The sequence below is a fragment of the Adhaeribacter sp. genome, assembly GCF_057359045.1.
The window spans coordinates 16,545-37,594 of sequence record NZ_JBMQUD010000110.1; the positions used below are offsets into that span (position 1 = coordinate 16,545).

The 21,050-nt window shown below is 45.1% G+C and carries 11 protein-coding genes and 1 pseudogene; 8 read left to right on the plus strand and 4 right to left on the minus strand.

Features of this window, described 5'->3' with window-relative positions; all coding sequences use genetic code 11:
* The first annotated feature begins 1 nt into the window (after window position 1).
* Complete coding sequence (locus ACO1R6_RS16565; protein ID WP_486266102.1) at window positions 2-3,559, plus strand: PVC-type heme-binding CxxCH protein; 3,558 nt, start codon at window positions 2-4, stop codon at window positions 3,557-3,559.
* Between the two features lie 133 nt (window positions 3,560-3,692).
* Here the strand turns inward: ACO1R6_RS16565 and ACO1R6_RS16570 are convergent, their stop codons facing one another.
* Both ACO1R6_RS16570 and ACO1R6_RS16575 read right to left on the minus strand, forming a co-directional pair.
* Window positions 3,693-5,414, minus strand: a complete 1,722-nt coding sequence (locus tag ACO1R6_RS16570) for a hypothetical protein (protein ID WP_486266103.1) — start codon at window positions 5,412-5,414, stop codon at window positions 3,693-3,695.
* Between the two features lie 415 nt (window positions 5,415-5,829).
* A complete protein-coding gene (locus ACO1R6_RS16575) occupies window positions 5,830-6,402 on the minus strand; it encodes an RNA polymerase sigma-70 factor (protein ID WP_486266104.1) in 573 nt (190 codons plus the stop codon).
* Window positions 6,403-6,718: 316 nt separating this feature from the next.
* On the opposite strand from ACO1R6_RS16575, the gene ACO1R6_RS16580 reads away from it, so the two are divergent.
* The 5 genes from ACO1R6_RS16580 (at window position 6,719) to ACO1R6_RS16600 (ending at window position 15,989) form a co-directional block, all read left to right on the plus strand.
* Window positions 6,719-7,765, plus strand: coding sequence for a FecR family protein (locus ACO1R6_RS16580; RefSeq protein WP_486266105.1), 1,047 nt, complete (start codon window positions 6,719-6,721; stop codon window positions 7,763-7,765).
* A gap of 158 nt (window positions 7,766-7,923) precedes the next feature.
* Window positions 7,924-11,391: a SusC/RagA family TonB-linked outer membrane protein gene (locus ACO1R6_RS16585; protein WP_486266106.1), complete on the plus strand. Its 3,468-nt coding sequence runs from the start codon at window positions 7,924-7,926 to the stop codon at window positions 11,389-11,391.
* Window positions 11,392-11,423: 32 nt separating this feature from the next.
* Complete coding sequence (locus ACO1R6_RS16590) at window positions 11,424-12,866, plus strand: RagB/SusD family nutrient uptake outer membrane protein (protein ID WP_486266108.1); 1,443 nt, start codon at window positions 11,424-11,426, stop codon at window positions 12,864-12,866.
* A gap of 295 nt (window positions 12,867-13,161) precedes the next feature.
* On the plus strand, window positions 13,162-14,340 hold the full coding sequence (locus tag ACO1R6_RS16595) for a M14 family zinc carboxypeptidase (protein ID WP_486266110.1): 1,179 nt from the start codon (window positions 13,162-13,164) through the stop codon (window positions 14,338-14,340).
* A 59-nt stretch (window positions 14,341-14,399) separates the two neighbouring features.
* Window positions 14,400-15,989 carry a PQQ-dependent sugar dehydrogenase gene (locus tag ACO1R6_RS16600; RefSeq protein ID WP_486266111.1) on the plus strand — a complete coding sequence of 530 codons (1,590 nt, stop codon included), beginning with the start codon at window positions 14,400-14,402 and terminating at the stop codon, window positions 15,987-15,989.
* A gap of 252 nt (window positions 15,990-16,241) precedes the next feature.
* On the opposite strand, the gene ACO1R6_RS16605 is transcribed toward ACO1R6_RS16600, so the two are convergent.
* Entirely contained in the window at window positions 16,242-16,709 is a 468-nt protein-coding gene (locus ACO1R6_RS16605; protein WP_486266112.1) for a hypothetical protein, read from the minus strand.
* Window positions 16,710-16,887: 178 nt separating this feature from the next.
* The gene (locus ACO1R6_RS16610) at window positions 16,888-19,311 is read right to left on the minus strand and encodes a T9SS type A sorting domain-containing protein (RefSeq protein ID WP_486266113.1); all 2,424 of its coding nucleotides are present in this window, start codon (window positions 19,309-19,311) and stop codon (window positions 16,888-16,890) included.
* Between the two features lie 770 nt (window positions 19,312-20,081).
* Between ACO1R6_RS16610 and ACO1R6_RS16615 the strand changes: the two genes are divergently transcribed.
* A complete protein-coding gene (locus ACO1R6_RS16615) occupies window positions 20,082-20,573 on the plus strand; it encodes a GbsR/MarR family transcriptional regulator (RefSeq protein WP_486266115.1) in 492 nt (163 codons plus the stop codon).
* Window positions 20,574-20,641: 68 nt separating this feature from the next.
* Window positions 20,642-21,050: pseudogene (locus ACO1R6_RS16620) on the plus strand (TolC family protein); the annotation flags it as partial.

Sequence of the window (21,050 nt, forward strand, 5' to 3'; positions counted from 1 at the left end):
CATGAAAGAGTTAAAAGCTAAAAAATATAAGTTTTGGTCTGCGATATTTAATAGAAAGGAAAATATTAAGCCAAAGCAGACAAGGCGCAAGCGGGGCGCTGCTTTAAAATGGGGTATTGGCCTTTTAATTATTCCGGGGGTATTATTGATTACCGCTATGGCCGACCAGATGGGGTCAAAAGAAATACCCGACCCAAACGATGAATTAGCCTCGTTTAAAATTGCCGATGGCTTTGAAGTAACCTTGTTTGCCGCCGAACCGCTGGTAATTAAACCTATTCAAATGAATTGGGATGCCGATGGACGTTTGTGGGTAGTAAGCAGCACGGCTTATCCGCACCTGAAAACCGGCGAACAAGCCAACGATAAAATTTTTGTGCTGGAAGATACCAACGGGGACGGCAAGGCCGATAAATCGAGCATATTTGCCGAAGGTTTGCTAACGCCTACCGGTATATTGCCGGGTGATGGCGGCGTTTACGTAGCCAATTCTACCGAAATATTACATTTTGCCGATACGAACAACGACGGAAAGGCCGACCAGCGGCGTGTGGTACTAACCGGTTTTGGCACCGCCGATACCCACCACCTGATTCATACGTTTCGGTGGGGGCCGGAAGGCAGTCTGTACTTCAATCAATCTATTTATATTTATAGCCACGTAGAAACGCCGGCGGGCATTAAGCGCCTGGAAGGCGGCGGCGTTTGGCAACTACGACCTAAAAACTTAGATTTAAGTATTTACGCCAAAGGTTTAATCAATCCGTGGGGGTTGCAGTTCGACCGTTGGGGGCAGTCTTTCCTGACCGATGGGGCCGGTAATGAAGGCATAAATTATGGATTTCCGGGAGCCACCTTTGTTACTTCGCCGGGAGCCGAAAGAATTATTCGGGGTTTAAACCCAGGGCAGCCTAAACATAGCGGATTAGAAGTAATATCGGGTCGGCATTTGCCGGAGGCGTGGCAAGGCAGTGTTATTACCAACGATTTCCGGGCTAACCGCATTAACCGTTTCCGGCTGGAAGAGCAGGGTAGCGGCTATGCCTCTAAACAAACCGAAGATTTATTATGGACCGACCACGTGGCTTTCCGGCCGGTAGATATTTCGGTTGGGCCGGACGGTGCTATTTACGTAGCCGACTGGTATAACCCCATTATTCAGCACGGCGAAGTAGATTTTCACGATCCGCGCCGCGACCAGCAACACGGCCGCATCTGGCGTATAGTGGCTAAAAACCGGCCTTTGGTTAAAAGGCCCCAGTTAACCAAGGCATCGGTTCCGGAACTTTTAGAGGCATTAAAATTACCTGAAGATTGGACCCGTGCGCAAGCCAAACAAGTTTTAAAAGCCCGCGGTGCCAAAGAAGTAGTGCCGGCCTTGCAAAAGTGGGTTAATGACTTAGATAAAAATAATGCCGATTACGAACACCACTTACTGGAGGCCCTGTGGGTGCACCAAGCTTTAGAGGTAGTGAATGAACCTTTGTTGCTGAGCCTCTTAAATGCCCAAAACCACAAAGCCCGGGCGGCCGGTTTGCGCGCCCTGCAGCTATGGCATAAGGACATCAAGAATGTGCCCGCGATCCTGACAAAAGCCGTGGCCGACAAGCATCCGCAAGTACGACTTGAAGGCATTATTGCCCTCCGGAAAGTACCAACGGCCGAAACTGCCCGGACGGCACTTGCCGTTTTAGACCAACCTATGGACGAGTTTCTGGACTTTGCTTTGTGGCAAACCATGCGGGAATTAGAACCGGCCTTAATGGCTCGCCTAAAAACCGAACCGGAATTTTTAGGTAGCGCCCAGAAAACGGCTTTTGCTTTAAAATCGGTAAATAACCCGGAGGCCGTAACCCACCTGGTGCAACTTTACCAGAAAAACCAGGTGCCCGAAGTCTATCACCCCGATGTATTAAATGCCATTGCCAAGCGCGGCAAAACCGCAGAATTGAATATTTTGTTTGATATGGCCGTAGCCGGTAACAGTGCCCAAAGCAAAAGTATTGCGGCGCAGTTAGGTGCTTTGGCCGAAGCTGCCCGGCAACGCAATAGTAAGCCCGATAAAAATTTAAACCGGGTAGCTAATTTTACCTCCAGCGACGACGAAGCCGTGGTAATAAATGCCGCCCGGTTAATTGGTTACTGGCACCTGAATGACCAACAAACCCGCTTAACCAGCCTGGTGCAAAAAGGTGATAAAAATATTAGAAAAGCGGCTTTAGCGGCTTTAATTACTTTAGATAAAACCAAAGGCGAAAAATATTTAATAGAACTGGTCAAAGGTAAAAATCCAGCAGATTTACGGCTTTTAGCGGCGGCGCAACTGGTTTCTGTAAATGAAACGCAAGCGGCCCGTTTAGCGGCCGATGTATTACGCACCATGCCCGCCCAAACAGATGCTACTGATTTAATGCAGGCTTTTTTAGGAAACAAGCAAGCTACCCAATTATTAGCCGATGAACTGCTGACCAAAAAAATGCCAGCTAATACGGCAAAAGCCATCCGGCCGATATTTCAGGCCCAGATACCTTGGGGGCGCCAGAAAAATGCTGAAATTTTAAGCCTGACCAAAGCATTGGAAGCCTCCGGTGGCGTTATGCCTACCGAACGCATGCCGCAGCAGTTAAGCAGCCAGGATATAAACCGGCTGGCGATAGACGTAAAAGGCAACGCTAATCCAGACTTGGGCGAAGCCGTATTCCGGAAAATCAATTGCGGTACTTGCCACGCTATTGGCGGAGCCGGCGGCCAAATTGGTCCGGATTTGAGTAGTTTAGGAACCAGTTCGCCAGTAGAAACCATTATTAATTCTATTCTTTATCCGTCTAATTCCATTAAAGAAGGCTACGAATTGCAACGGGTAAGTAAAACTGACGGTAGCGAAATGATGGGATACCTGGTAAGTAATGGCGCTTCTGAAATTGTTATGCGCGATGCCAGTGGTAAAGGCGTGGCTATTGCTAAAAGCCAGATAAGCAAACTCGAAAAAATTCCGGGTTCTTTAATGCCGCCGGGCTTAACAGCCGGACTGGAAAAACAAGAATTTATGAATTTAGTTAGTTTCCTTTCTAAACTCGGCGAATCGGGTAAATACCGCGTACCTACCGCCCGGTTTGTCCGGCGCTGGGAAGCTGTAACTGGCGGTAAAGAAGTAACAAATAAACTAAACGCCGAAGGTTTAAATTCTCTGGTAAAAGCCAATACCAAATTACCGGTTTTGCCGGTTTACAGCAAAGTAGCCGGCGATTTACCCTTGGAAGAATTACCGGTGGCGGGGCAGCAAGGAGAAAAAAAATATAGCCTGGTGCGGTTCGATGTAGAAGTTCTAAACAAAGGTAATGTAAGCCTAAACTTTAATTCAACGGCCGGTATAGCTGCCTGGGCCGGCCAAAAACCGCTTAAGCTAACCGAACAAGGTGTCGTTACCGAGCTTCCGCAAGGCATTCACCAGATTACGCTGGCTATAGACCGACAGGCGCGCCCCAAAGGTGCTTTAAGCATTCAGTTGCAGGATGCTGACACAGCTACGGCACAAACCCGGTTGGTTATGGGGCAATAAATATTAAAACCAAAATAGCCGCTGGTTTAAATACCAGTGGCTATTATAGAGATTAAAAGTGAAAATAAGCAGTTAAAAAATCATACAAGACTACCAGCCTAGATAAGCCGTATAGGCCTGTTGCCGGTAAATTTTAAGTAATCCGGATTTTTTGTTTAAAAGGTGTGAAGCCCGTTAAAAATATTGTGGGTGCATTTGTTTTAGGTAAGGCTCCTCTAATCTCTATCCACTTGTGCTGGTAAATGCCGGGGCCAAAAGTAATTTGCTCGCCGTTTACCGTATAAGTGCCTTGGCCGGATTTTAAGAAGTAAGCCTCGGCTATGTTGCCGTGGGCTTCTACGCCCGCCAACTGGCCGCCGGGCCGGAAAATAAGTTCCAGCGCCAAAGGCACATGGTCGGTTCCTTGTATATCCAGTTCCAGTTCAAACCCATTTGCTATTTCCCGGATCGCAATAGTTGTTTTTAATTTTTGCACTTCCGATTGCGGTCGCTGTTCCCGCGGCATTTTGGCCCACTCGCCATCGCCCGGAATTTTATCGGCCGGAAAAGGTTGGTAGTACGGTCCCTCCAAAGAGCTTTCTAAGTAATAAGTGCCGTTTTCTTCACGGTAATCCGTGGCCGAAAATTGCCCTTTACCAAAGAAAGCACTCGCCAGCCGGATTCCTTGTAAAACCGCATTTTTTTTATGCATGGTAAAAAATACCGGGTTATTCACCAGGATAGAGGCATCATAATTTCCGCGCCGGATCCGGGTTAACCCCGAATTCGGAAAAGTTTTGGCGTAGCTCGTGGGTAAGGCTTCTGCTGGAGGTAATTCTTGCCACAATGTTGGATCTTCGAGGAAATAATAAAGAAAGCCGACGGTCTTGGGAAATGCTGTTTCTTCTATCAGGCGGCAAACGGCGGCAAACCGGCCGTTTTTGTCTTTAAGGGCCATGTACCGGCAAGGATAATAATAATTTTCGAGGGTACCCACAATAGCTTTATCCTGGCGGCCCGAAGCTTCCGTTACAATTTCGCCGTTCGGGTGAATATAATAAAGAGTCATCTCCAGGTTCTTGCGCACGTAATCCAGCAATTCGGGTTTGTTAAAGCCGCGGGCCGTAGAAATGAGTACCCGGTCGCTAAGCGATGAGTAGATGTAGCTGCTTTTTTCCTCGTATTGGCCGTCGGAATCCAGGTCAATTTTTTCGTTGAGCCAGGTTTCGGCCCGTTGGCGGTAGGCCGGTTCGGGCCAGATGGTATACAGGTGGGCTAGCGCCGAGCAAATAACCCAGCGGTGGTTGGGCGTATGAATGCCACCCACCGTTAAAGCTTTGCCCGCCTTTTGCAGAAATTCGCTTAAAGGTTGCACCAGCGTTTTTTTGTTGGGCACTGAACTTTGCACCAATAATTTATATCCCGGGCAAAGCCACTTTACAATAAATGCTAAATCGGGGGTAGAATGAAAGTTAGTCGAAAATAAATCGATGGTGCCATCAGAATGTTGCAGTTTTAAGAGGTAATTGGCCGCCAGCATCAAATCGGCGGTTAAAGCTTTGTTATTATAATAAGCCGATTCTTTACTTACCAAAGCACACAAACCTGCTTGCAGAAACGAAGTAACGCCGTGCGCGTGGGCAATTTCGTTGCCATCTAATATGCCACCGTAAGCCGGATGTTTATTATCTGTAACCTGGTACTTCCGGTTTCCGGCTACCCGCTCGTCGTTAAGCTTAATCATTTTTACCAGCCAGTCGGGCTTTTCCCGTTTAGCAGCAGGTGGGTTTAGGGCCCAGCTATCAGACATAAATACCGGAACCAAGGGGGTAGCGCAAACCAGCAACCCGTTTCTGACAAACGTTCTTCGCTTCATAGTTTATATTAGAATGGGGAAGTCCAATATATATAAAGCTGTTTAATATAATTAGCCTTTGCCCTAAAAATAATACCCCAAATGCTGTAATATACAATCGGGAAGCGTTACAAAAAGGTTAAGGAAAATAGTAGGCTGGTAAAATGCAGCGGAATGTAAAATTATAATGTAAGGCTAAACACCATAGGCGTGAGGCTAAGAATATTATAGGAGATTTAGACCGGTAAAAAGATTTTAAGCTACTATGTAACCACTTATCTCCGTTATTCCGGAGGAAACTAACCGGCAGGTAACCCAGAATATTCTTTTGGAATGGCTCTTTTTACTTCCTTTATCTTCATATATTTTCTTTTGAATACGTAAATTTCCCTTAGCCTGATAGCTTTGGGCTAAACCACCGGTAAAAAAGGCTGAGTTAGGAGGTGAAAAAATGGAGCAGGAGCAGTTTAACGATGCCCATTTTAAATAGTCGGAGAGCTTTATTTAAATGATTTTCGATGTTGCTGTTACTGGTGTTCAGTTTATCGGCAATTTCCTGGTTGGTAAATCCTTCTAAGCGGCTAAGGGTAAATACCTGTTTGCGCACCGGCGGCAGCGATTCAATTATTTCTTTTACCTGCGTGCTTAATTCATTGTACCGGATTTCGTTTTCGGTAAAATCTTCGGCAAAATTTTTAGCGGCCAGGTATTTGGTGTACGCATGCTCATACACCCGGCGCTTGGCTTTGTTATAAACCAGGTTTTTGGCAATCTTAAAAAGGTAATTATCAAAGCTTTGTTCCGGATTAATGGCTGCGCGGTGTTCCCAAACTTTCAGAAATACTTCTTGTACTACTTCTTCGGCTTCTTCTTTGTTGTGTAGCAGTTTTAAGGCAAAAGCATAAAGTTTCGGCTCCAGGCAATAATAAAGCTTATCAAAAGCAGCTTCATTCCCATTGGCAAGTGCATTAACGTCTTGTAGCGAATAGTCCTTGGGCTCCGATTGCATTTTTATTTCATAGCTAAATAATCCGGGTTGTTTGCCTTGATGTTTTCTTAAATTTTTAATATGCTGGCTAGAGCTAAATATTTTCTGCTGCTGCCGACAAAATTATTAAGTGCTTTAGAACAGTTAGCTGCTTAATAAAAATTTGAGGTGGTTACATATTATTTAAGTTTAACCCAACAACAGCCTAAATAAATAATTATAGAATAAGTAGGTTAAATTAAATAAAAGAAAAACCAAAGGCAAAAAAATATTTTTCGGGTAAGAGGTGGTGCTACAGGCTTTTTAATTGTATTAGTATAAAACCAGTTAAAACAGCATGGATAGTCAGAAGCTAGAGCGGTTCTTTAAGAACGAATGTACCCCGGCCGAAGAACAGGAGGTGTTGGATTGGTTTAAAAACAGCGAAGCAAGCAATAGGCAGGAGCAAGAATTGGCTACTATTTGGGCGCAAGCCGAAAAAGAGCAAATCATACCATCATCCGAACACGAACCGGCCGCCATCTTGGCCAAAATAAAAGCTTCTATCCACCAGAAACCGCCCTACATGGAAGTATCGGGCGCCGAAACAATCAGCGGAACCGAAGAAGTGGAAGCGGTAAAGAGTTGGCCGGGATGGTATAAAGTAGCGGCTGCTATTCTATTACCCCTTTGTTTAATTGGCCTGTTCGTTTACCAAAACCTTAAGGAACGTAACGCGTCTGCACTCGTGGTAGTGGAAACGCCGGCCGGTCATAAAAAAATAATAAACTTAGAAGATGGCTCTATTATTACCCTAAACGGTGGGAGCAAAATAATTTACCGGCAACATTTCCCGGCTAATCAGCGCGAAATAATATTACAGGGCGAAGCTTTTTTTGCAGTAGCCAAAGATAAAAACCGGCCTTTTGTGGTTAAAACCGGCCCCATTGCTACTACCGCTTTAGGCACCTCCTTTAATATTGTTTACCTCCCAAATGAACCCAACATTTCGGTGGCCTTGGCTACGGGCCTGGTTAAGATAGACAAAAATATTAACGATCATAAAAGCTTATTAACCAAGCTTAGCCCTAACCAGCAGTTAATTTATAATAAAGAAAAAGCTGGGTTTAAGCTGGAGCAATTTGATACCCGGGAAGTTTTGGGGTGGCGGCAAGGTATCTTATATTTTAACCAGGCCAGTTTGCCCGAATTAGTTAAACGGCTGGAAACCTGGTACGGAGTAACTATTCAATTAACAGGCAAAGTGCCGGCCGCAAACGAAAACTGGAATTATACCGGCGAATACAATAACCAAACCTTGGCAGATGTGCTTACCGGCATCAGCTACGTGAAAGACTTTAGCTACGTGAAAAAAGAAAATAAAATAATACTAAACTTTAATTAAAGAAGATTAACCTATGCTAAGAAAGACTTAAAAAAATAGCCGTTAGGCTTCCGGAAAGAAACCTAACGGCCTTAGCCCTCTAAGTACTTATGTTGGCGCATACGCACTCTACACGAGGGGCTTACCTTATTTTACTAAAAAATCTAAAGCTCAAATTTATGAAACAAAAATTACTTTACCTACCGCCACAGGTAGCAAAAATCCTATTGCCCGGACTTTTGGTTTATTTCCTCTCTCTGTCGGTGGTACTGGCCGATAGCGCCCCGGCGCAGAACTTGAGCAAAACAAAAATTTCTTTAAACCTCAGCAACGTTTCGCTAAAAGAATTTATTCAGGCTGTAGAATCACTTACAAATTTCCGGTTTACGTTGGTAGAGCAGGAGGTAGCGCACGTTGGCCGTATTTCAGTTAAAGCCGATAACCAGCCCCTTATACAAATATTAGAAAAGGTAACTACCAGCAACCGCTTAGAATTCAGACAAATAAATAATAATATTCATTTGCGGCCGCAAAAAACCAAAAGTCTTAAATACGAGCCCGCAAATTCCGGCGTCAAGGCTTTGAGCCCACTGGCCCGCATAACCGGGGTAGTAAGGTCGGTTAGCGGCGATGCTTTGCCCGGTGTAACGGTTCTGGTAAAAGGGACCACCGTTGGTGCTACCACTTTATCTGACGGCACTTATAGCATAGAGGTGCCAGATAACGCCAGTACTTTGGTATTTTCGTTTATTGGTTTTACTACGCGGGAGGTAGCTATTAACGGCCAAACAGTTATCAATGTAACTTTATCTGAAGATACCCAGCACCTGAAAGAAGTAGTGGTAGTAGGTTATGGTACCCAGCAAAGAGCCAATATTACCAGCGCCGTAGCCACCGTATCTACTAAAAGTATCGAGAACCAGCCCTTAGCCGGAGTAGATCAGGCTATTGCGGGCCAGGTGGCCGGGGTACAAGCGGCGCAAAGATCGGGCACGCCGGGTGGTGGTGTAACCGTGCGGGTTAGAGGTACCGGATCGATTGGAGCAGGCAACGAACCCCTGTACGTAATAGATGGCTTTCCGGTAGAAGGCGGCTATAACCGCGATATGAGCCCGCTTTCTACCATTAATCCCAACGACATTGAATCAATCCAAATATTAAAAGATGCATCTTCGGCGGCTATTTACGGTTCGCGCGGAAGCAACGGTGTGGTAATTATTACCACCAAACGCGGCAAATCTGGTAAACCCAAAATAAATTTAAACACTTATTACGGGGTGCAGGAAGTAGCAAATAAAATTGATATGCTTAATGCCCGCGAGTACGCGGCGTATAATATTGAATCGCGTAATAATGCCTGGGTAGATGCCGGCGGTAAAGCCAGTGATCCCAACAGCGTGCGCCCGGATAGATTTCAGATTCCGCCCATGTTTATGAATCCGGAAACTTTGGGCGAAGGTACCGACTGGCAAGATGCCGTTTTTAGAGTTGCTCCTATCCAGAATTATGAATTAAGCGCTTCGGGCGGTACTGATAACACCCAGTTTTTAATTTCGGGCAGTTACTTTAACCAGCAGGGCGTAGTTATTAATACGGGTTTCGAGCGGTATTCTTTCCGGTTTAACCTGGATACCAAAGTATCCGATAAAATTAAACTGGGTGTAACCTTAACCCCATCTTATGCCACCAACGATATTTTACCGGTAGAAGATCAGGTATTTACGGGCGGTATTCTGGCCTCGGCGCTGGCGCTGGCACCCACTATTCCGGTTTATAACCCCGATGGCACATTTACTACGCAATTGGGCGCTTCGCCATACGTAACCGGCATTATTGAAAATCCGGTAGCCATTGCCGAAAAAATGAAAGGTGGTACCGCCACTTTCCGGACCCTGGGCACCGTATTTGGGGAATATGCCATTGTAAAAGGTTTAAACTTTAGAACTTCGTTCGGTACCGATTATTCTGATTCCCGGACCAGTTCTTATCATCCCTCAGATTTGGGCCGCGACGGTATTATGGCGCCGGTAGTTCCTTTGGGCAGTGCCAGTTCCAGCCGGTATATAGTGTTGCTTAACGAGAACACCCTTACCTTCGAGCGCAGTTTTAACGACCATTCCATTACCGCTCTGGTGGGCTTTACGAATCAGAAATCGTACGGCGAGGTGGCCAGCTTATCGGCCACTAACTTTCCCAACGACCTGGTAACTACCCTTAATGCCGGGCAGGTAACTTCCGGTAGTACTTCGGTGGCAGAGTGGTCTTTGTTGTCTTACCTGGGCCGGATTAACTACAGCTATAAATCTAAATATTTATTTACTGCTACTATCCGGCGCGATGGTTCTTCACGGTTTGGCACCGGCAATAAATGGGGTACATTCCCGTCGGCATCGGTGGGGTATAATGTGGCGCAGGAAGAATTTATGAAAAACATTATCCCCGTTAGCGACCTGAAAATCCGGGCCAGCTACGGGTTAGCCGGTAATAATGCCATTGGTAATTATAGCCACATTGGCTTGTTGTCGGCCAACCGGTATGTGTTTGGTGCGGGCACCGGCAGTATTGTAAACGGCTTGCAGCCTTCGTCTATCAGTAACCAAAATTTAGGCTGGGAGGTAATGGACCAATTGGATTTAGGCTTAGATATTGGTTTATTCCAGAACCGACTTTCCTTAACCGTAGATTATTACAATAAAAATACTTCGGATTTATTACTCAGCGTGCCAGTTCCTTCGTCTACGGGTTTTACCAGTGCTTTGCAAAATATTGGTAAGGTAAATAACAGAGGTTGGGAATTTGCTTTAAGCTCAAAAAACCTAATTAATAATTTTACCTGGAGCACCGATTTCAATATTTCTTTTAATAAAAACAAAGTATTGGCGCTAGGCCCGGCCGGCGACCCGATTATTTCGCGCAGCCCTTCTTTTAGTCCCAATACCCACATTACCCAAATTGGCAGACCCATTGGCAGTTTTTACGGCTACGAAGTAATTGGTATTTACCAAACCCAGGACGAAGTAAATAGCAGCCCGGCAGTGCGGGGAGCCGGCGGTTCTAAGCCCGGCGACTTAAAATACCGCGACGTAAATGGCGATGGGCAAATTACCGGGGCCGATGTAACTATTATTGGTAACAACCACCCGGATTTTACCTATGGCCTGACGAATAACTTTGGCTACAAAAATTTAAGTTTAAGCGTGCTGATAGATGGAGCCGAAGGTTTTGAACTCCTGAACGGATCGCGCAGAAATATTGGTCTGGTAAGCTGGAGCTACAGCCGGCGCGATGTGCTGGGCCGTTGGCAATCGCCGGAAAACCCCGGCGACGGCAAAACTCCGCGGGCCAATGTGGTGCCAACCGGCGGTAATTTAACTTATGTTACATCTTTGCTGATAGAGGATGCTTCGTTCCTGCGTATCCGGAATATAAACCTGCGGTACCGGCTGCCACAAACTTTGTTTAACCACGTGCCGGTGCAAAATGCCAGCCTTTCTTTTAGCGTACAGAACGCCCATACTTTTACCAAATACCTGGGCTATAACCCCGAGCAGAGTTTTCAGGGTACCAGCCCGCTGGTTCCGGGTGTAGACTTTAATGGTTATCCGGTTGCCCGCTCTTACACGCTGGGCTTAAACGTTACTTTCTAAAGCAAGGCTTTTTAATATTTACCAAAATGGTTATGAAAAACAAAATATACATCATAAGCTTAATGGGATTACTATTAAGCGCTTGCAGCGATAGTTTTTTAGAAATAGCGCCTGTATCTAATGCCAACGTGCAAAACTTTTACCGCAATGCCAAAGACCTGGAAGTAGCCGTAAATGCGGCCTACGCCACTTTGCAGCTAGAAGGCCAATACCGCTACGCGTACTGGCAAATGGGCGAAGTACGCTCTGACCACACCATGAACGTAGAAGTAGGCGGCAATTTACCCGATGCCGAAATAGATTTATTTAAAACCAGCGCCTCTAACAGCATTATTAATTCTACCTGGAACGATAATTACCGCGGTATTTTGTTGTGCAATGTGGTGCTGGACCGCATTGTGCCGGTAACTATGGACGAAACCCTGAAGAACCGGTTTATAGGCGAAGCTAAATTTTTGCGGGCCCTGATGTACTTTAATATGGTTCGGATTTTTGGCGATGTGCCCTTGGTGCTAAAGGAAACCAAATCGGTAGAGGAGGGGTATGCGCAACCCCGCGTAGCTACGGCGGTGGTTTACGAACAAATTATTAAAGATTTAAACGAAGCCGCCCCCAACCTGCCCGAAAAATATACCGGCAAAGATATTGGCCGGGCTACCAAAGGAGCCGCTTTGGCTTTGTTGGGTAAAGTTTACCTTACCCGCAAAGATTACCCGGCGGCAGTAAGTAAATTAAAAGAAGTAATAGACCTGAACACTTACCAATTGGTGCCGGTTTACGCCAATTTGTGGGGACCCGCCAACGAAAACAACGTGGAGTCTGTTTTTGAAGTGCAGTTTAAGAAAGGTGGTACCGGCACGGGCAGCAGTTTTTACAGCCAGTTTGCGCCCTGGAATTCCGAAACGGCCGTAACCGGCGTGGGCTTTGCCTCGGGGCGTAATTTACCTACCACCGATATTGCGGCAGCTTACGAACCGAACGATGCCCGTAAAGCCAGTTCTTTAGCCGAAAGCTACGTGAAAAACGGCGTTACGGTACAGGACCGGTATACGATTAAATACCGCGACCAACCCTTTGCCGCCGGCGACGCTGATAACAACTGGCCGGTAATACGGTACGCCGATGTGTTGCTGATGTACGCCGAAGCTTTGAACGAGCAAAACCAAGGACCTACCCAGGAAGCCTATAACCAGGTAAACGCGATCCGGAAAAGGGCTAATCTGGAACCGTTGCCCAACGGGTTAAATTACCGGGCTTTCTTCTTGGCCCTGGAGCACGAACGCCAGGTAGAACTGGCTTTTGAAGGCCACCGCTGGTTCGATTTGGTACGCACCGGCCGCGCCCTGGAAGTAATGAATAATCATTTTAAAGGTACCCTAACCGTAGACGACCATCACCTGGTATTCCCAATTCCGCAGAGCCAGATAAATGTAAATCCCAAGGGAATCCAGCAGAATCCGGGTTATACATTTTAGTAAACACGCAAGTTAATTTATTTCTTATAGCCGCTTATTTTAAGGCGATAAAAGAAAAATATTACCATAATATGCTTTGTTCCAATCCGGCAAAGTCACCAATAATTTAAGTAGGTTTTTGCCGGAAAGCTTAACAGCTATCAGCTTTCCGGTAAATTCCTGCCTTTCCTAAAACTTAATATGTATGCTATTTAAACAGATAATTTTAGTAAGCTGGGTAATATTAAGCTGGCTCGTTTTACCAGCCAGGACTATCAATACCGGTAGCGGAAATAATATAGGCAAGCCTAAAAATATGAAGCCGGCCAATATTAGTCCAGACCCAGTAAATACCACTTTTGAATTTATTAATACCGCTTTTGAAAACGCTTCACCGCTGAATTATAGCGTAGATTCATCGGGCGCTATTCAGATTAGTCTGGTTTACGACTACGAGCGATCTTCAACTAACCGGGCCAACAGTCATTTTCATTTCCAGGTGCAGGCCAAACCCGGATCTACCCAAACGCTTATTATGAGTAACTTCGATAATGTTTGGAATGGACGGTGGGCTTCGCCGCTTACGGACAAAACTAAATGCTATGTGTCGCCGGATGGAGTTAACTGGAAAACCATTCCGACCGAAGTAATTAGCGGCAACCGGTTAAAAGTTAAGCTGCTCATGGAAGGCAAGGGCATGTATATTGCCTCGGTAGAACCGTACCGCATAAGCGACCTGGATAAATTATTAAACGAAATCAAAAATAAACCGCAGGTACAAATAACTACCATTGGCAAAACCGTAGAAGGACGCTCTTTGGAAATAATCCGGCTAGGCAGTCCCAACGCACCGTATCGTATTTTTTTACGGGCCCGGGCGCATGGTTTCGAGGCGGGCGGCAATTGGGTGGTGCAGGGTTTAATCCGCAGTTTACTAACTGACAACCAGAATGCCGCCCGCTACTTCAAAAAATATTGCCTTTATATTTTGCCTATGGCCAATAAAGATGCCGTAGCCAGGGGCCGGTCGCGGTTTAATGGTTTGGGCATGGATTTAAACCGGAAGTGGGATAAACCGGCCGATGCCTTTTACGCACCCGAAAATTACGCTTTAGAAACCTGGTTTGGGGCCATGATAAAGCAAGGCAAAGGGCTTCATTTGGCCATCGATCTGCACAACGATAACTATGGCAACCTGCACATCAGCCGTCCCGACGGCAACCTGGAAAAATATTTGGCCAACATGAAAATATTTGAAGCCCACTTGCGCCGGCATACCTGGTTTACCGAGGGCAGCACCGGCACCAATTTCAGAAATCCGGGTACCATTGGCGAGGGTTTACTGGAGCGCTTTGGCATTGAAGCCTTTGTGTACGAACTAAATTACGACTGGATTGCGGGCCTGAAAAAATCGCCGTTTGGTAAAGATTGGGAATTATTAGGGAAACAATTGGGTGAAGTTTTTTACGGATATTTTACCGAAGCGAAATACTAATCAAAGGTTTACCCGGTTTACAAAGTTTTTTTCGTATTTCCCGATACCCTTAATATTTGATGAATATTTTTAGAAACGGCTTTTTAGGTAGTTGGCTAATATTTATAGGCCTGGCTTTAGGTGGTTGTTATAAAAGCAGCTCTTTAACCCGCCGTAATTTACCGGTTAGTAAAAACCAATCAATAACCGTTGAGCAAATAATTACTTTAGAGGCTACCCGGCTGGGCGTAAGTACCCTTATTACCAACCTGCAGGTGCCCTGGGAAATTACCTGGGGCCCCGACAACCAAATTTGGTGCACCGAACAGGATGGTACCATCAGCAAAATAGACCCGGCTACCGGCAAACGCAAAATATTAATTAAAATTCCGGACGTTTACCGGAAAAGGCTGGGTTTGTTAAGTATGGCCATTCACCCGCAGTTTAAAAAGCAGCCTCATGTATTTGTGAATTATACTTACCTCAAAAAAGACAGCATTTATTCTAAACTGGTGCGCTATGTGTATGCCAATGATGCTTTAAGTCAGCCCAAAATATTACTGGAATATCCGGCTTATTACGGGCACATGGGCTCACGCGTAGTTATTTCGCCGGATAATAAAATTATGTGGGCCACCGGCGATGGCATAGAAGCTAAAAATGCCCAGGATCTAAAATCATTTAACGGCAAAGTGCTGCGCCTGAATCTGGATGGTACCATTCCGGCAGATAATCCGATGAAACATAGCCCGGTTTGGGCCTCTGGTTTCCGGGTGCCGCAAGGCATGGTGTACAACCCTAATGGAATTTTGTATACCGCCGAACACGGCGATGCCACCGACGATGAAGTAAATTTAATCCAAAAGGGTAATAATTACGGTTGGCCCCAGGTGCAAGGCTTTATCGACCTGCCGGCAGAAAAAGCGTACCATAATAACCAGGCAATTACCGAACCCCTGAAAGCCTGGACTCCCACCATTGCCCCGGCGGGCCTGACGTTTTATAAAGCTACAACCATACCGGAATTCAATAATGCGCTTTTACTGGTTACGCTCAAAGAAAACGACTTGCGCGTACTTAAACTAAATAAGGCTGGCACCGCAATTGAGTCAGAAAAAATATTGCTGGACCAACAGTACGGCCGGCTAAGGGCGGTATGTGTTTCGCCGGCTGGCGATATTTACGTATCTACGAGCAACCGCGACTGGAACCCTGGTAAAGGTTATCCGCTATCTGCCGATGACCGCATTATTAAAATATTTAAAATTGAGGAAAGGGATAATATTCAACTCACGGCTGCCAGTAATCTGGGCAGAGAAGTAGAACCTAATAATTCTACGGCAGGCGTAGCGTTACCCGCTGGGCAGGTACTTTACGAAAAGTATTGTGCTTCCTGTCATAAACCCGACGGCAATGGCATTACGGGGACTTTCCCGGCGTTGCGGGGCACCAGTCTGGTAAACGGCAATGCCGAGAATCTTATACAAGTGGTACTGCAGGGCTCCGCCGGGCGGGCAAAAAAGCACACGTCAGATCAGCAAATGCCCGCATTTAATTTTCTGAAAGACGAGCAACTGGCGGAGGTATTAACCTATGTCCGGAGAACGTTTGGCGAAAAACCCGATAATGTTACTGCCGGGCAGATAGCAAAATTTAGAAATAAAAATTAGCCCTGCGCAAACTGAGTATTGATGAAAGCCTTTTTCAGTTCTGAAATTTAATAAGTGTCCGGACAAAATTTGATGGTTATATTTTGGTTCATCACTTCGGTCTTTGTGTAAAAAATCTTCTGCTAACCGGCAAGTAACACAATAGGTGCTTGCCGCATAACAAGTACGCATGGTTTAATATATTTTTGTATTGGTACTTAGCAGGTTTAGGTTTATATAATTCAGCCTCGCATTTAGAAAGTTTAGTTACTGTTACTCCTTTTTTCTGGCGGTCAACCCAACCGGTATCTTTAGGTCTCCTTCATCATACATATTAATGTAAATATATAAGGTATCGCTGCTCCCGGTCCAGTTAATCCGATATTTGTCCAGCAAGCCAGTGTTGTCCATTAATCCGTTCGGCGTTTTAAAGTGGCAACAACTGCCCACCCGTACGTATTTTATTTCTTCGCCATTTGGGCCCAGTAAGGCATTCAGGAATCTTCTTTCGTTGAGCGGGCCGCTGTTATTTTTAACGCCCCCTACATTAATAGGATTGGCCTGCTGGTAGCCATACGTTTTATCATTACTTACTTCTTCTAAAAGGTAAGTATTTGCATCTAGGCTCTCAACGGGTTTGGTACGGCTAATACTAAGAGGTATGGTGGCTGAGGGGGTGCTTTTGGGCGCAACACATCCGATTAGGAGTAACACCAGAATTAAGTTTAAAATAAATTTCATAATGGTAGATGTAAGGGTTGTACAACAGTAGATTAAGTTGTACCAGTAAGATGCGCCATCTTCTTAAATTACATAAGATATATATAGATTTTTATTGGTATACCCGGATTTGCATAAATAAAAAGCCCCTACCTAAGTAGAGGCTTTTTATTTATGCAGAGGCAAAATTTGGCTGGATTTACCGTTGGATCAGCAGGCGTTTAGAAGCTGTCTTTTTATCAGTGATCAATTTTAGCAGATAAATTCCTTTGGCATAATCAGCCACGTCTACGGTCAGTTCTACTGCTTCTTGGGCTTCGGATTTGCCGCTAACGAAGGTTTTTACTTTTGCGCCCCTGATGTCGTAGAGTTCTAGCGTGTAATTTCCGGCTTCGGGTAAGCTAAAGCGTATGCTTGCCTGGCTACTGGCCGGATTGGGGTAGGCGCTTAAACTGGTAGTGGGGGTAAGCAAATCCGCAGCGGTATTGGGTTTGCGGGCCATCACGATAGGTGCCCGGCCTACTTCTACGCGCACGGTAGTGGTTGCGGTATTGCCTTCGGCGTCTGTTACGGTTACCATATAATCGCCGGGGGGGGCGTAGGCTAAATCTTCGGTGCGGGCCCCGGTGTTCCAGCGGTAGGTATAAGGGCCAACACCGCCTATTACCGTTAAATCGATGGCGCCATCTTTTTTACCCACCGCCGAAACATTCTGGTGGGTCGCCATTAACGATAAAGGCGTATCGGGCTCCGAAATAATAATTGTAGTAGTGGCTTGCCGACCAAAAGCATCGGTTACAATAACTTTATAAGTACCTGCGGTCAGGCCGGTTAAATCTTCGTAGGTGGCGCCGTTGTTCCAGGCAAAAGTAGCCGGTACTACGCCGCCAATAACCGATAAATCTATAGCACCATCGGCTCCGCCTGCTGTAGATACATTTTTATGCGACGAAATAACCCGTAGAAAATCGTTTTTAACCCCCACGTAAACGCTGGTAGTAGCAGTACAGCCATTGGCGTCGGTTACCGTAACCGAATATTGCCCCGGCGAAGCAGCCGGAATATCCTGGCTGCTTAAACCGGCATTCCAACGGTAAGTATAAGGGCCAGTGCCGCCGGTTACGGTTAAATCTATGGCGCCGGCACCCGCAAAAATGCCCCACATGCCGTACCAGGGCTCGGCCTGGTTAATTTGGGTAGTAAGAGCAATATTGCAAATGCCATCCGGAGGTGGGGTAGTGCCTTTAAGTTTAACTAACCAGTAATCGGCATTTCCTTTCCGGTTCTCGGTCTTTTCGGCGCCAAAACCCGAATCGGAGGTACCGCCAAGCATATAGCCGCCATCCGTTGTGGGTACTATTGATTCTAAATAATCATCATTGTTTCCGCCTATTGCTTTATCCCATTCTTTGGTACCGCTGCTGGTTATTTTTACTAACCAAAAATCAAAAGCACCCCGGGTAGGCTCAGTGCGGTCGGCACTGGTAGTAGAAACAGATCGGCCACCCAATATGTAGCCATCGCCGTTTGCCGACTGTACTACTTCCAGGTAATCGTCGTTAGTGCCGCCAAAGGCTTTATCCCATTCTTTACCACCGGTAGCATTTATTTTTACCACCCAAAAATCGTAGCCGCCGCGGCTAGGCTCGCTTTTATCGCCGCTGGCACCCGAAAAAGAAGTACTGCCCAGTAAATAGCCGCCCTCGGTGGTTTGTTTTAATGCCGATAAATAGTCGAAGTTAAGGCCGCCGTAAGATTTATCCCATTGTTTCTCCCCAGCGGCATTTAATTTTACTATCCATAAATCTAAGGCACCTTTAGAACTTTCGCTTTTATCTAACCCAGCTTCCGACTCTGATTGCCCGGCCAAAATATAGCCATCATCGGTGGTTTGCTGAACCAGCGATAAATAATCGGAAGTGCTGCCGCCAATGGTTTTGTCCCACTGTTTTTCTCCGGCTTCATTTAGCTTTACAATCCAGTAATCAACACCACCTTTGGGCATTTGGCTTTTTTCGCCGCTAGCCGCAGAGTTAGACCAACCACCCAAAATATAGCCTTTATCGGTGGTTTGCTGCATAGAAAGCATCGCATCAAAAAACTCGCCGCCAATGGCTTTATCCCATTGTTTCTCACCTGTAGCATTCAGCTTTACTATCCAATAATCATAACTCCCCCGCGAGCTTTCGGTCCGGTCGGCACCGGCGCCCGAAGCCGACGAGCCACCCAATATATACCCGCCGTCGACGGTTTGTTGCAAAGCAGTTAATTCTTCGTAGTCGGTGCCACCGTAGGTTTTATCCCATTCTTTTACGCCGGCAGCATTTACTTTAACTACCCAGTAATCGTAGCTGCCTTTTGCATTTTGGCTTTTATCGAAACCAGCGGCCGACTCTGACGAGCCGCCCAGAATATACCCGCCATCGGTGGTTGGCTGCATTAGGTGTAATCTGTCTTCCCGATTGCCACCAATGGTTTTATCCCATTCTTTGGTAGGTTGGGCCGCTAAATTGTTTATGTTTAAACTACTGCAAAATATAATAAAAGCAACTGTTACCCATTTGCCAGGTAACTTTAGTTTAAATAGGCCAAAAGCGTAATAGCGTGTAAACTGTTTTTTCATCTGAAACTAATTTAGGGTTATACATAAATAAGCACCTGGGGATAGATGATTTAGGTAAATATGCTGGGCTTCACTAAAAAGCACCTGCCGGGAGCGTCAGCTAAAATGCAGCAACAATTATAATGCTGTTAACAAATAAAGAATAGCAAAAGGTAATCTGCGTAAGGATTGGATAGCCGATTACGCATTACGCTTTTATAAAGTAATAATCATGAGAATTAACTAAAGCTTGATGTTGTAAGGGGGTGTTAATCTTATTTCATCATAGTTTCAAGATAAATAATTTAATCATGAGAATCAATATTTATTATTAAAATAATTAAATATTAAATTTAAAAAATCATAATTATTACTTTCATTTTGTAGTTGTAATAATTATTTATTAAAGTTATTACCAGTAGTGGCCGCTAAGCAATAGTTCTAAATTAAGTTTGGCTTTAACCAACTTTATGGCTACTTACGCGCACCAGCTCCGTTTTTTTATAAGTAAAAAGATTTCTGCAGCTACGTTTATGCTATACCGGTAAGAATTTTATTCAATAATTAGGTTTGCTTTACAAACATTTTCCTAGCAAATTTGCCCCGCCATTTACACCGGGTTCTTTCTAAGTTACCGGTTAAATTAAGTGTTTTTCTATTAACCTTCTGAATATTAATGTGTTATGAATAAAACAAAATATTTAATTTTTTTTGTTCATAAAATTATGAACTGAATGAACTATGTAATACCTTTGTGCCGTTAATAAAGGGAAATACAATAGGTAAGTAAGATGATTTTTAATTGTAAGCCCAAAATAGTGCTGACGGATAAGCAAAAAACATTAATCGAGAAGATTGGCATTAGCTACGAAAGCGAAGGTATACAGCCGGTGGCTTCCCGTATTGTCGGGCTTTTGTACGTAGCTGATAACCCGCATCTTACTTTTGATGAAATTACCGAAGCCTTACAAATAAGTAAAAGTGCTACCAGCAACGGCATTAACCTGCTGTTGCAAATGCAACGCATAGAATATATAACTTTTTCGGGCGATAGAAGACGCTATTTCCGGCTAAAAGTATCTAACTGGCGCGAAGAGTTTCTGCATAAAATTAGCGTAATGGCTGATTTTAACGTGCTGATGCGCCAGGTACTGGAAGTCCGGACTAAAGAAACTCCGGAATATAATGCCAGCATAAAAGATCTGGTGGATTTTCTGGATTATATATTCGGACAGTTACCGGTATTGCTCCAACAGTGGGATAAAGAGAAACATAATAAATAATAATTTTTGTCCTTATAGTTCTTTTTTTTCTGAACAATTTATAATTAACAAAACTATTTAAACCTAACGTGAAAAAGAAAATTTTGTCTCTGGCCCTGATGCTAACAACTTTCTGGCCGGCATTTTCGCAAAATCAGCTACCTGGCGGTCAGCTTTCGATGCAGGATGCCATTAAGTTTGCTCTGGCCAATAACGAGAATATTAAAAAAGCGGTGCTGGATGAAAAAAGCGCTGAATATAGAATAAAGGAAACCAAAGGTACCGGCTTGCCACAGTTAAATGGCACTGGTCAATTGAATACTTTTCCGGCTTTGGCTACTCAATTATTACCTGGCGAATTAGCCGGCCAGCCAGGTGAGCTTATTCCAGTGCAGTTTGGTACCAAATACAACGTGTCGGGCGGGGTAGACCTGCAGCAGCTAATTTTTAATAAGTCGTTTTTTGTAGGCTTAGAAGCAGCCAATACCACCCGCGAAC

Coding starts and splice junctions, on each gene's coding strand:
- ACO1R6_RS16585 (WP_486266106.1), top strand. CDS start 7,924: ATGAAACAAAAATTACTTTACCTACCGCCACAGGTAGCAAAAATCCTA.
- ACO1R6_RS16575 (WP_486266104.1), bottom strand. CDS start 6,402: ATGCAATCGGAGCCCAAGGACTATTCGCTACAAGACGTTAATGCACTT.
- ACO1R6_RS16600 (WP_486266111.1), top strand. CDS start 14,400: ATGAATATTTTTAGAAACGGCTTTTTAGGTAGTTGGCTAATATTTATA.
- ACO1R6_RS16610 (WP_486266113.1), bottom strand. CDS start 19,311: ATGAAAAAACAGTTTACACGCTATTACGCTTTTGGCCTATTTAAACTA.
- ACO1R6_RS16580 (WP_486266105.1), top strand. CDS start 6,719: ATGGATAGTCAGAAGCTAGAGCGGTTCTTTAAGAACGAATGTACCCCG.
- ACO1R6_RS16605 (WP_486266112.1), bottom strand. CDS start 16,709: ATGAAATTTATTTTAAACTTAATTCTGGTGTTACTCCTAATCGGATGT.
- ACO1R6_RS16595 (WP_486266110.1), top strand. CDS start 13,162: ATGAAGCCGGCCAATATTAGTCCAGACCCAGTAAATACCACTTTTGAA.
- ACO1R6_RS16570 (WP_486266103.1), bottom strand. CDS start 5,414: ATGAAGCGAAGAACGTTTGTCAGAAACGGGTTGCTGGTTTGCGCTACC.
- ACO1R6_RS16565 (WP_486266102.1), top strand. CDS start 2: ATGAAAGAGTTAAAAGCTAAAAAATATAAGTTTTGGTCTGCGATATTT.
- ACO1R6_RS16615 (WP_486266115.1), top strand. CDS start 20,082: ATGATTTTTAATTGTAAGCCCAAAATAGTGCTGACGGATAAGCAAAAA.
- ACO1R6_RS16590 (WP_486266108.1), top strand. CDS start 11,424: ATGAAAAACAAAATATACATCATAAGCTTAATGGGATTACTATTAAGC.